Origin of the sequence: Microbacterium sp., assembly GCF_030149085.1 — a bacterium.
In the GTDB taxonomy this organism is placed as follows: domain Bacteria; phylum Actinomycetota; class Actinomycetes; order Actinomycetales; family Microbacteriaceae; genus Microbacterium.
This window is the reverse complement of the sequence record NZ_JASBSF010000159.1, coordinates 1-11,372: the sequence shown is the minus strand read 5'-3', so window position 1 is coordinate 11,372 and position 11,372 is coordinate 1. Positions and strand designations below refer to the sequence as shown.

The following is an 11,372-nucleotide window of genomic DNA, read 5'->3' as shown; positions in this document are numbered from 1 at the left end:
TGCTTGAATTGCATCTACGAGATGCCTCTCGTTTCTGGGACTTAGAACCTTAGACAAGCTCTATTTTCCCTGATCCGAGGGGCATTTCCATGTCACGACGCCCGACCGTCACCCACCTTCATCGGTGGATCGAGGCTTAGTGCCAGTGGCAACTATCCGACGAGCGGGCGTGGGCTCGCTGATCTAAACAGCTGAGCCGCGGCATCCGTGCGAGTGTCATTCGCGGATCATCACCGGAGTTCCGAGCGGAAGTGCGGCGAGCGCGTGGGCTGCCGCTTCGTCGACGCGCAGGCATCCGTTCGACACCTGGCCAGAACGCGTGTCGTGATAGTGGAAGGCGGTGACGGCGACATCGCCGCCGTCGAACCCGTCAAGCGTGGGACTCTGCACCGAGAGGTAGGTGATCGGATTCCCCCTCGTGTACGCGAAGCTCGGCTCGGTGCGCACCGTCATGATGAACGAACGACCGAGGGGCGTCGGGGTCGCCTCCACGCCGGACCCGAAGTCGGCGGCGACGCGCTGGCGGTCCTCGCCCCGAACGATGTCGATGGTGCGGTCGCTGAGAGAAACCTCGATCACGGCCTCTTGCGCCGTCAACTCGACGTCCTGCGTCCGGAGCCATCCGGTGAGTTGCCCGGAGTTTCCCCCGGATGGATAGGCCTGACGGCCCACGAGCATGACCTTCACCCATGCGTCGTACTGCTCGATCACCGGCACCACGGTGCCGTCGTAGTACGAGTCACGCGGGAGGGAGGCCACCGGAGCGCCACCGGGCTCGGCGAAAACAGGGGCCGCGGTGCCCGTCGCGCGAGCGGCGACGTCGGTCAGCACTCCGAACGGATCGTCGTCGACGGGTAGCTCTGGGACGACGGCGAAGACGGTGATCTCGGGGAGTCCGGCAAGGTCGTAGGCGGTCGTGTCCGCGGCGGGCCCGAACTGAGTCGGTGTCGGCGTTGGCGACGGCTCGACGGTCGCCGTGGGTGTGGGGCTCGGCGCTGCCGCGAGCGGTTCGCCCAGCCCGGACGCGACAATCAATATGAAGACGAGCGCCGCGGCCACGAGCACCCCAGCGACGGCGAGCGCTACCCATCCCGCGTTCCGTCGGTCGAGCGCGCGCGTCGTGGCCATGCATCCATCGTCAGCGCCGACGATAAGGTCCGCAAGCGTCGACGCTTCTTCCGTGGTTGGAGTCGACTCCGCGCATCACGCCGGCATTGATCACCGCACCGCCGTCGCCGCCGCGCGTCGAACATGACGGCATCTCCGGAAGCGAGCTGGCCACGAGGCAGTAGCGCGGCGTCGCGGCATCCGCGCGCCGAAACTGGCCATTCGGTCAGGGGCGACTGGCCCTCGGGCTGGGGCGTGCGAACTCCCCCGTCGCGAGGCTAGGGTCATGACAAAACCAACCTCACCGCCGCTCTTCGCGCAGAACCTCCGGAAGACCTTCCGCGGTCGGCCTCGCCTCGAGGGCGCGACCTTCACAACCAGCCCTGGACGCGTTGTCGGACTTCTCGGCCCGAACGGTGCTGGCAAGACCACGACAATCCGTCTACTCCTGGGGCTCGCCGCCCCCGACTCGGGCAAGGGGCTCATCTTCGGCCAGCCCTACCGGGAGATGGAACGGCCGGCACAGACGGTCGGGGCAGTCCTCGACGCCGGCGGGTTGCATCCTGCTCGCACAGGGCGCCAACACCTGCGCATCGCCGCAGCGCGCGCCGCCGTCGAGGCCGAGCGCGTGGATGCCGTCCTCGCCGAGGTCGGCATGACAGCCGACGCCGACCGGCGTGCCGGGGGCTACTCCCTGGGCATGAAGCAACGCATCGCGATTGCCGCGGCGCTGCTGGCTCGGCCCCGGCTACTCGTGCTGGATGAACCCTCGAACGGGCTCGACCCCGCGGGCATGCGGTGGCTTCGCGACCGACTGCGTGCGTTCGCCGACGCCGGGGGCAGTGTGCTGCTCTCCTCCCACCTTCTCGGGGATGTCCAAGACATCGCCGATGACATCGTCGTGATCGCCGACGGCCGCGTTGTCGCCGACCTCTCCGTGCAGGAAGCCGTCGCCGCATCTGGCAACGACCTTGAGGGCTTCTACCCCAGTGTCACGGGAACGACGGGGGTGCGCTGATGTTCCGGGCAGAGCTCTTGAGTCTCGTCACGACGACCGCGACCAAGATGAGCGCCACGATCGCACTCGTCGGACTCGTGGTGACACAGCTGATCTTCGTCACCGTCCTCCCCGCGCTCGCCCGCGGTGATATCGGTCCGGGCGCCGAGGCGCTGGGGTCAGACTTCCCAGGCCTGGACCTCGCGACCGCGGCGGCGCAGCTCGACACGATCAATCCGCTCGGCGCCTCGATTGGCGGCGGTTCGATCGGGATTGCGCTGATCGCTGTCGTGTTGTTGGGAGTCCTCGCCGGTGCGAGCGATGACCGTTACGGCGGCATCGTGGGTGCGGTCCTGGCGTCACCCCGGCGTGGACGGCTCGTCATCGGGAAGGCGGCCGCCGTCGGATTAGGCGGCGTCGGTATCGGCATCCTCATGGGACTGGCGAGCTTCACCATGCTGCTGGCAACCCTGATGGTGACCGGAAACCCGCTGACGATCGGCGCTGGCGACATCCTCGCTTCTATCGGCCGCGGCGTCCTAGCGATAATGCTCTTGACCGTGATCGGTCTAGCAGTCGGCATCCTGGTCCGCACACAACTCGCGGGTGTCATCACGGTGCTGGCCGCGCTGCTGTTCGAACCGATCCTCGCCTCCATGATGGAGCTGATCGGCGGTGGCGTGACACCCCTATGGACGCAGTACCTCCCCGTCGCTCTGGCGCAGAACGTCATCCATGGCGGCTCGCCCGACGTGCCACTGCTCGTAGCGATCGGTGCGCTAATCGCTCTGACGACCACCCTCCTGGCCGCGGCGTCCGTCGCGCTCTCGCGGCGTGACATCTGAGGACACGGGAGATGATGATGAACACCACACCTCGTGAGTCCTCGTCCGGTAAAGGACGCAGACTGCGCACAACGATCGCGGTCTCCGCTGCAGCAGTCCTGGTCGCGTCCATGGTCGCCGCTGGCGCCCTGGTTCGCGCGACAGCTGTGCCGGCGGAGGCGGTCGACGCGGCATCCGCCGCTCTGGAAACCAGAATGCAGTCCTTGGTGGATGCTGGATACCCGGCCGCACTGGCCTCGATCACGCAACCCGATGGCGAAACCTACGATGCCGCGGTCGGGATGGCAGACCTCGCTACCGGGACGCCTCCACCGGTCGACGGCGAAGTGCGCATCGCCAGCAACACGAAGATGTTCGTCGCCACGATCGTGCTGCAGCTGGTCGATGAAGGCCGAATTGACCTGGACGCGCCGATCGACACCTACCTGCCGGGGCTCATCGCTGGTGACGGGATCGACGGCGCGCGCATCACCGTGCGCCAGCTGCTGCAGCACACGAGCGGCTTGCCGGAGTATGCGGATCAGATCGCCGCGGACGCCTTCGCCGCGCAGAAGCGATACATCTCTCCCCGCGACATGCTCGAGATCGCCCTTACTCGCCCAGCGGTATTCGAGCCCGGCGCGAGATGGGAGTACAGCAACACCAACTATCTCGTGCTGGGCCTGCTGATCGAAGCGGTCACCGACCGTGCTCTGGCCCAACAGATCGACGAGCGCATCGCGGCTCCGCTCGGCCTCGAGCACACCTATTTCCCCTCCCCGGGGGAATGGATGCTGCGCGGTGAGCATCCGGTCGGCTATCACGCCCAGACTCCCGGCGACCTGCGGGACATCTCGGAGATGGACACCTCGTTCGCGTGGGCAGCCGGGGCCATGGTCTCCACGCCACGCGAGCTCAACACGTTCATGTCGGCGCTCGTCGGCGGGGAGCTGCTCAGCGACACGGCTCTCGCGCTGATGCAGACGACGGTTCCGGCCGGTGACGAACTGTGGCCCGATGGCGCCTACGGGCTCGGCCTGCAGAGCTGGCACCTCAGCTGTGGCGGACTCGCGTGGGGTCACGGCGGCGATATCCCAGGAACGCAGACCCGCAACGCCGTCGGCCCCGATGGCGCGGCTGTGACGATCGCCGTAACTGCGCTGCCGTGGGCGGTCGTCTCGCCTGACGATCACGAAGCGCTGCTCGAGCAGTACCGGATCGTGGTCGACGCCCTGGATGCCACGCTGTGCGCGAGCTGAGTTCCGATACCATCACGCCGGGTGCTGCTCCCCGAGAGCGGCACCCGGCGTGGTTGACTCGCACCATGTCTCCCGCGGCGCGCTCCTCGACGTTCCTGGCGAACGCGCGCGCCGCGCTCCCGCCGATACTCGTGTTTGCCGGCGCGGTCGGCTTCATCGGGATCGACCTCTGGGCCGCCGACATACCGGAATCTCTCCCGGGCGGCGCTTCACCACTGGCATACGCCGGGCTCGTCGCGCTCCAGGCCCTCGCTCTGCTCCTGCGCCACCGAATGCCCCTCGTCGCGTTCGGAGCCGTGGTCACCCTCGACGCTGTCATCCTGGCGACCACCGCGGGAGAGCTCGGTATCGGATCCCTGGCGGTCGTCTTCGGGGCCTACACCGTCGCGCGGCACTGCGCTCGTACTGCGCAAGCCACCGCGCTGAGCACCGGCGTCGTTGTCACAACTCTCGCCGGCGGCGCTGCGATGCTGGTCGCGTCACGCGAACCATGGCTCGTCATCGTGGTCACGGCATTGGCGCGGATTGCCGTGCTCTACGTGGCGCCCGCCGCGGTGGCCGAGTACATGCGCGGACGCGAGCGCTTGGCGCGCGCGCTCGAGGACCGGGCGAGGATGCTCGAGCAGGAACGCATCGAACGCGCCGAGCGCGAAGTGCGCGCCGAGCGCACTGCACTCGCTCGCGAACTCCACGACATCGCCGGTCACCATCTGTCGGGGATCATCGTGAGCGCCCAGGCGGCGACAGCTCTCACCCGCAGCGACCCGGATCGAGCGCGCGAGATGATGCAGAGTGTTCAGGAAGATGCTCGACTCGCGCTCGCTGACCTTCGCCGAACGGTCGGGTTACTCCGCAGCGACGACGATGCCTCGGGCGACCCCCGCCCTGTTCCCAACATCGCGGGAATCACCGCACTGGTCAACGCAGCGCGAGCGCGAGGCCAGAGCGTGAGCGCGAATATCACCGGAACGCCACATCCGCTCGGGCCGCTCGCCGAGTCCACCGCCTACCGTATGGTTCAGGAGTCACTCGCCAATGCCGCTCGTCACGCGCCCGGCGCCGCCTCTACCGTCCATGTCGATTTCGGTCAGGATGCCGTGACGCTGACAGTCTCGAATCAGGCGCCGGCCGGCGCAGACTCAGCGCGACAATCCGTCCACGCAAAGCGGGCCGGCTATGGGCTCTCCGGCATGGCGGAGCGCGCGCAGCTGGTCGGAGCCCGACTGCACACCGGCCCGACGAGCACCGGTGGATGGCGAAACGAACTCGTCCTTCCCCTCGACCCACGGGAGGCACCGTGATCCGTGTTCTGATCGCCGACGACCAGGCCGTCGTCCGCGCCGGTCTGGCGGTGATCCTCGGCCTTGAAGACGACATCGAGGTGGTCGGAGAAGCCGTCGACGGCGCCGACGCCTTGGCTCGTGCGCGCGAGTTGCGGCCCGACGTCGTCTGTATGGACATCCGGATGCCTGGCACAGACGGAATCGCCGCGACCCGCGCGATCGTCGATGACCCAACGCTGGCAACGGAGGTACTCATGCTCACGACCTTCGACGTGGACGCGGATGTCTTCGCCGCGCTCGAGGCCGGCGCTGCGGGCTTCCTCCTCAAGGGCGCCGATGAACCGACCCTGCTCGCCGCCGTCCGATCCGTCGCGGCCGGCGGTGGAACCCTCGACCAGCGCCTCACCCGTCGGATTCTGCACGAGTTCGCAGAGCGCCGACGCCCGGACGCCGATCCGTCGCGAGAGCCCGACACGCCGCTCACCGACCGAGAGCTTGACGTCTTACTGCTGCTTGCCGAAGGACTCTCCAACGCCGAAATCGCTGACCGCCTCTACGTTGAACCGACGACCGTGAAGTATCACCTCGCGGGCCTCCTTCAGAAGACGGGGGCTCGCGACCGCCTGCAGGCTGTGCTGTGGGGCATCCGAGCTGGCGTGGTCGAGGTCCGCTGAGCGGGCGAATGTTCCGCGCCCTCGAGCGTAGGGTGAAGCGCATGAGCCGCGTCACCAGGATCGCTCTTCGAGCCGTCGCCGGTATCGCCAGTGTCGGTCTCGGCATCAGCATCATTACGGGGTGCTCAGCATCGTCGGGGCTTCTCTCAGCATCCCCGGATGAGACGGATGCAGCGACCGCAGGCGCCGCTCCCCTCACGGAAACGACGACGCCCTCACCGCCCAGCGGACCGGACCTCCAGACGATCGATGGCCACACGTTCTCTGCGATTGGCCCCGGAGACTGCGCAACCAACGCGATGATCGCCATCGACCGGGAGGGGCCTGGGAAGCTCCTCGGAGAGCTGACCGACATGGGAGCGTCAGGGTACGCAGCCGGCCCGGTGGGCTACGACGAACACGGGCGGATCGAGACCTACACGGTGCAGCCCGGCGACGCACTAGCCGCTATCGGCGAGCGCTTCTGCATCGACTACATCACCGTCGGGGTCTACAACCACCGCATGCCTCCAGGAAAGACGATCCAGCCGGGCGACATCCTGGTGCTCCGCCCCGACCCCACTGTGACGTGGTCACCTGACGACGCCTACGCACCTCCGGCACCCTGAGCGCCGCACGGAGGGCGACCCGGCAGCCACACCACACGCCGCTTCGCGGGACGCGGAGCCTCCGGCAGCACGCGTCGGTCGGGATGCGCCCCACCGCCACTCCACACGCCGCTACGCGGCGCGCGGAGCCTCCGGCGGCGTGGGCCCACCTGAATCCGCTCGCGGGAATGCTGCGAAACTACTGCCAACAAGGGCGGAGAACCGCGGAACTGGCCGAACTCCTGGCCACTGCGCGAGGCTCGACGCGGGAAGCGGATGACCGGCCAATCCCCCAGCAAAACGCACTGCATCGATCGGTCATGAGGCTCATCATCGATGACTATGAGGTCGGAGCATCCACGTATGAGCTTGCCAATCGGTACAACGTGCGCCGCAACACCGTCCGCGACACGCTCCGGCGCGCCGGGTTCGACCTCACCGCCAAGTCGAAGCGCGCAGCCCTGAGCGAGGAGCAGAAGGCCGAGGCTCGGCGTCTGTTCGCCAGCGGGGCGACCCGACGCGAGCTGATGGAGATGTACGGAGTGAGCGAATCCACGATCAGACGGGTACTGCGTCCTCGTCGATGAACGGCACCTACTCCTCTTCGGAGGGCCCCGCCGTCACGAAGCCCTCCTTCGCCATGATGCGCCGTCGTCGCGAGTACATGCGCTCCAGAAGCGGTACGTACATGTCGCGGTAGTCATGAACGGTGGCGGGGAGGTGACTGGCATCATGCCCGCGGGTGATGCGTCCGATCTGCTGGATCACTCGCCCCTTGAAGGAGACCGGAACTCCTAGGAACAGCGTGTTGAGCGCCGGGAGATCGAGCCCTTCGCCGGCGACCTTGTCGATGGCGAGGAGCACGTATGGCTGCTGCCGTGCTTCCATCTCGTTGAGAGACGCTCTAATGCTCCGGCGTTCCGCGGTGGGGAGGCGCCCATGGAGCCCGACCACTGGCGCCGCGCATCCCTTCAATGCATCTGCGAGCGCGTCGAGATGCTCGAGCCTGTTCGTCAGGACGAGGCACGTCCGCCCCTGGGCGACCGCCTCATTGATGTGCCGGGCGATCATCGCGTTGCGTTCGGGATCGGCGGCGAGCTCCGAGTAGATCGCTTGGATAGACGGCCCGTCTGTCCCGGGCTCGTCCGTGCGGAAGGTCGTCTCGTGGACGATCAGCTTGCGCTCCGCTCGCTCCTGAGAGTCGAGCACGTGCCGCACCGGCCCGCACTGCATCGTGATCAGGCCGTTCATCTGATCGGCACGGTAGGGGGTCGCTGTCAGCCCGACCCAGTAGCGTTCGCTGACATTGCGCAGGGCGGCCTCGGTCGCGGGAGCGGCGACGGCATGGCACTCGTCGACGATGATCTGCCCGTACTCTTCCAGCACCGCAGGGTCGGCGTTCCGGTGCGAGACGGACTGCATCATGATCAGGTCCACGACACCTCGCCGCTTCCGACGCCCGGCTCCCAGCTGTCCGATCTGCTTGTCGGTGAGGCCGAGGAACTGCTGAAGACGCTCACGCCACTGTGTGAGCAGTTCGGCCCGGTTCACGAGGATCGCCGTCGGCCTGGCGCGCTCGGCGATGAGCGCGCAGGCCATGACCGTCTTGCCCGCCCCGGGCGGTGCAACGAGCACTCCGGTGTCATGTGCGAGGAGCGCGTCGACGGCTTCCTGTTGCTTCTCTCGCAGCTGCCCCGTGAATGTCAGCTCCAGACGTGTCTGTGCCGTCGCTGTTGCCTCGATCGCTGCCTGAAATCCCGCATCCGCGAGGAGCGCCACGGTTTCGTCGGTAAGCCCCCGTGGTAGCCGCAGCTCGTGCTCGTCGTGCTCGAAGCTGGTGACCAGGCGTGGCGTCCCGAAGGTGCTGAACCGCTGTGCTTGCTTGCGATAGAACTCGGGGTTGGGCACCGATGCCATGTGCTTGAGCTCGGTGATCACGATGCCCGGAAGGTGTGCCGTCGGGACGTGCAGCAGAGCATCGCGGCGAAGCTTCAGCGACCTATGCGCGGTTCCGCGCGCGGCCGCTCGGATGCTCGCTCGCCGTGGCCTGGCGCCCAACGACTCGGCGGGCCCCACGCGCGCCTCTGCGTGGCTCGTCGCTCCAAGTTCCCTGATTCGTTCTGCGGAGACGGGCGTCGTCGACGCGAGTGCCGCGAATTGGTCCTCGTGCGGACGCCATGTGTCGGGGTCGACGAACACGGTCGTCCCGCGTCGGCGGCAGTCGCCTTGCAAGGGCAACGCGATGAGGTTGCCCAGGCGCGCCCGCCCTGAGGATCGTTCGGGCAGCGTGTCCTGCGAGGGAAAGAAGCGGTCGTAGCTGCGGAAGTCCATCGCCGGCCTGCGGGTCATCGCAGCGCGCAGGAGCCGCATCCCGGCTGCGCGAGCCGTCATGGCGGGGAGCACGTCCTCGAAGAAGATCCAGACATGCGCGCCTTCGCCGGAACGGGAGACCTCGGTGAGCGCGTGGATCCCAACCTGCTCGCACTCTGCGACGAAGGCCGCGGCATCGTGCCGCCACTCTGCGTCGTCGAAATCGCAGACGAGAAGCCTGCACTGGTCGCCTTCGAGCATCGGGTAGAGACCGATATGGAACTCGCGCTCCCCAGGAGCAGCCGCGCCCCGCAGATGCCGTTCGATCGTGCGCTCATCGAGTGGCAGGTAGTCAGCAGCGGTCTCGGAGCCGGTGTAGAAGCCGCCGCGCACGGCAGGGCTCCAGCCGGACTTCCCCGTGCGCGCGCTGGTCCAGCGCGTTGCGTAGACGTCGTTCCTGCCGGTGAAGCGCGCTCGGAACAAGGCGAGCTTCTCGGCGCTCGACGAGGCCGCCGTGACGGTAGGAAGCAGATCGGAGCGAGGGCGCGCGCCGACCGGCTCCTCTCGCTGAAGCTCCCTCAGCTGTTCGCGGGCTTCTGCAAGGTCCCGCTCCAGTCTCGCGATCCGTGTCCGCAGGGCATCGATCTCAGCGGTGGTCTCCGGACGGCGCACGGCTCCCAGGCTACCGCGCGCCCCCGGACCGTCGGTGATGCGCAAAGAAAAGACCCGGCGCCAGAGGCGCCGGGTGGTATGACCCCATGTTAGCACTCGTCACCATGGTGCGGGCTTCGTGATCCGGGACGAGATCACGTTCGGGAGCTGATGCGCGTAGAGGTCATCGGGCTCAAGACGGTACCACCAGTGGTTGCCTGCGCCTTCGGTCGGCGTCCCTGCGAGCTTGCCCGCGCGGACCCCTTTCGTCGGGTTGATCAGGCCGACGGGAACGTGCTCGCGCGCGACGCCGATCGGGTAGGCGAGGTCGCTGTCATTGCTGATGACGACGGCCGCATCCACCCTACGGGTGAGCACGTCGATCAGCAGATGGGAGGCGACGTTCACGTCGCTGCCCTTCTCCTCGCGCCGGGCGACGGAGGCCATGAACGTCGCGCCCGGGACGTCCTGGCCGCTGTGGTCCTGAATCATGATCGGCCAGTCCGGTTCGACGAGAACAGGTTTGCTGTTGCGTCCTTTGACGGCCAGCGGCGCCGTCGACACGCGCGCGACGTACGTTCCGAAGCTGATCCTCGTCGCCGAGCCCGTGTGCGCCAGAGCCCGCAGGTACACGTCCTGCTCCCGCTGCCCCTCGGGGTTGCTCGCACCGCTGATCCGGGCCGTGCAGTAGGTGACGTTCTCGATCGTCACCTCTCCCCAGTGCGAACGGGTGGCGATCACACTCTCGATCATGCCTCGCAGATCCAGCCAGCGCCATCCCGGCGTCGACCGCCCGCAGAGCCCGCGCGCACCGTAGTACAGGTTGTACCCGTCGATGTAGACGCCGACCCTCATACGGACGAGCATAGAAGCGACCACTGACGTCGAGACGCGAACCGGTGCGACATGCCACACCTCGATGACGACACCTACTGGGAAAGACGCCTGCTTCTGTGCTCCGACTGGGCGACAGGAGGGCCCGCGCTATCCCGTCTGACCCCGACGAAGCAATGGCTACTCCACGCGTTCTATCTCCCATCGAAGCCGCTGCGCAGGAGCGCCGTGGCCGAACACCGCCGCCGAATCGTCACACGCGATCGAGACCTGCCGAGGCGAGCGAGCGTCGCCTTCCAGGAGTTCCTCGACGCGCAGGAAGCCGTCGATCACGACAGGCGAACGGCGCCTCCCGTGTCCCCGCGGCGCGGGCCGACGCGCGGCAGACGCGGCCGAGACGAGATCCGCCTCCGAAGTCTCGTCCGCCCCGAACCCGACGCGAAGCTTCTCGCGCAGGCGCTGTTGCTCGCCTGGACAGAAAGCACCTCAGGGTAACCCGACGACGATCCGCCTGGTTGACTTCCCACAAGGTACCTGACGGGAAAGAAAACAAGACGAACCCTGGATTCACGGCGTAGCCAGGTATTTCTCTCCGAACTGTTGCCGAGATGGCGACAAGCCCTTCACCCTCAACACAAGAGTCAAGGTTGCAAGAAGAAGATCCTCATCAGGCATTTTCTGACGTCCGATGAGAGACTTCGTCGTGTATCCGTCGGGGTGACAGGATTTGAACCTGCGGCCTCTTCGTCCCGAACGAAGCGCGCTACCAAGCTGCGCCACACCCCGTTTTGCAACCCTGCAAGTCTACCTGATGCCGCGGGCTGCGACGAACCGGTGCCCGAACCG

10 protein-coding genes and 1 tRNA gene are annotated in these 11,372 nt (G+C 67.2%); 7 read left to right on the top strand and 4 right to left on the bottom strand.

What is annotated here, in order from left to right; translation table 11 throughout:
- Positions 1-216: 216 nt before the first annotated feature.
- Complete coding sequence (locus tag Q1V87_RS06530) at positions 217-1,128, bottom strand: L,D-transpeptidase (protein WP_300591369.1); 912 nt, start codon at positions 1,126-1,128, stop codon at positions 217-219.
- 265 nt (positions 1,129-1,393) lie between these two features.
- On the opposite strand from Q1V87_RS06530, the gene Q1V87_RS06525 reads away from it, so the two are divergent.
- The 7 genes from Q1V87_RS06525 (at position 1,394) to Q1V87_RS06495 (ending at position 7,318) form a co-directional block, all read left to right on the top strand.
- The gene (locus tag Q1V87_RS06525) at positions 1,394-2,125 is read left to right on the top strand and encodes an ATP-binding cassette domain-containing protein (RefSeq protein ID WP_300591368.1); all 732 of its coding nucleotides are present in this window, start codon (positions 1,394-1,396) and stop codon (positions 2,123-2,125) included.
- Positions 2,125-2,949, top strand: a complete 825-nt coding sequence (locus Q1V87_RS06520) for a hypothetical protein (protein ID WP_300591367.1) — start codon at positions 2,125-2,127, stop codon at positions 2,947-2,949. Before Q1V87_RS06525 ends, Q1V87_RS06520 begins: the two co-directional genes overlap by 1 nt.
- 11 nt (positions 2,950-2,960) lie before the next feature.
- Complete coding sequence (locus tag Q1V87_RS06515) at positions 2,961-4,187, top strand: serine hydrolase (protein WP_300591366.1); 1,227 nt, start codon at positions 2,961-2,963, stop codon at positions 4,185-4,187.
- A gap of 65 nt (positions 4,188-4,252) precedes the next feature.
- Positions 4,253-5,488 carry a histidine kinase gene (locus tag Q1V87_RS06510; RefSeq protein WP_300591365.1) on the top strand — a complete coding sequence of 412 codons (1,236 nt, stop codon included), beginning with the start codon at positions 4,253-4,255 and terminating at the stop codon, positions 5,486-5,488.
- Positions 5,485-6,144 (top strand): response regulator transcription factor, encoded by a 660-nt coding sequence (locus tag Q1V87_RS06505; protein WP_300591364.1) that lies wholly within the window; start codon positions 5,485-5,487, stop codon positions 6,142-6,144. The genes Q1V87_RS06510 and Q1V87_RS06505 overlap by 4 nt, the downstream gene beginning before the upstream one ends.
- Positions 6,145-6,185: 41 nt before the next feature.
- Positions 6,186-6,752, top strand: a complete 567-nt coding sequence (locus tag Q1V87_RS06500; RefSeq protein ID WP_300591363.1) for a LysM domain-containing protein — start codon at positions 6,186-6,188, stop codon at positions 6,750-6,752.
- Positions 6,753-7,051: 299 nt separating this feature from the next.
- Positions 7,052-7,318: a helix-turn-helix domain-containing protein gene (locus Q1V87_RS06495; protein WP_300591362.1), complete on the top strand. Its 267-nt coding sequence runs from the start codon at positions 7,052-7,054 to the stop codon at positions 7,316-7,318.
- Positions 7,319-7,325: 7 nt separating this feature from the next.
- On the opposite strand, the gene Q1V87_RS06490 is transcribed toward Q1V87_RS06495, so the two are convergent.
- From Q1V87_RS06490 to Q1V87_RS06480, 3 genes are all read right to left on the bottom strand, one after another.
- Positions 7,326-9,713, bottom strand: a complete 2,388-nt coding sequence (locus tag Q1V87_RS06490; RefSeq protein ID WP_300591360.1) for a DEAD/DEAH box helicase — start codon at positions 9,711-9,713, stop codon at positions 7,326-7,328.
- A 99-nt stretch (positions 9,714-9,812) separates the two neighbouring features.
- The gene (locus tag Q1V87_RS06485) at positions 9,813-10,547 is read right to left on the bottom strand and encodes an NYN domain-containing protein (protein WP_300591359.1); all 735 of its coding nucleotides are present in this window, start codon (positions 10,545-10,547) and stop codon (positions 9,813-9,815) included.
- A gap of 691 nt (positions 10,548-11,238) precedes the next feature.
- A tRNA-Pro gene (locus Q1V87_RS06480) sits at positions 11,239-11,312 on the bottom strand.
- Between the last annotated feature and the right edge of the window lie 60 nt (positions 11,313-11,372).

Bases quoted from the DNA above. Each gene is read 5' to 3' on its own strand.
- Q1V87_RS06530 (WP_300591369.1), bottom strand. From the start codon at position 1,128: ATGGCCACGACGCGCGCGCTCGACCGACGGAACGCGGGATGGGTAGCG.
- Q1V87_RS06520 (WP_300591367.1), top strand. From the start codon at position 2,125: ATGTTCCGGGCAGAGCTCTTGAGTCTCGTCACGACGACCGCGACCAAG.
- Q1V87_RS06495 (WP_300591362.1), top strand. From the start codon at position 7,052: ATGAGGCTCATCATCGATGACTATGAGGTCGGAGCATCCACGTATGAG.
- Q1V87_RS06500 (WP_300591363.1), top strand. From the start codon at position 6,186: ATGAGCCGCGTCACCAGGATCGCTCTTCGAGCCGTCGCCGGTATCGCC.
- Q1V87_RS06485 (WP_300591359.1), bottom strand. From the start codon at position 10,547: ATGAGGGTCGGCGTCTACATCGACGGGTACAACCTGTACTACGGTGCG.
- Q1V87_RS06515 (WP_300591366.1), top strand. From the start codon at position 2,961: ATGATGATGAACACCACACCTCGTGAGTCCTCGTCCGGTAAAGGACGC.
- Q1V87_RS06525 (WP_300591368.1), top strand. From the start codon at position 1,394: ATGACAAAACCAACCTCACCGCCGCTCTTCGCGCAGAACCTCCGGAAG.
- Q1V87_RS06510 (WP_300591365.1), top strand. From the start codon at position 4,253: ATGTCTCCCGCGGCGCGCTCCTCGACGTTCCTGGCGAACGCGCGCGCC.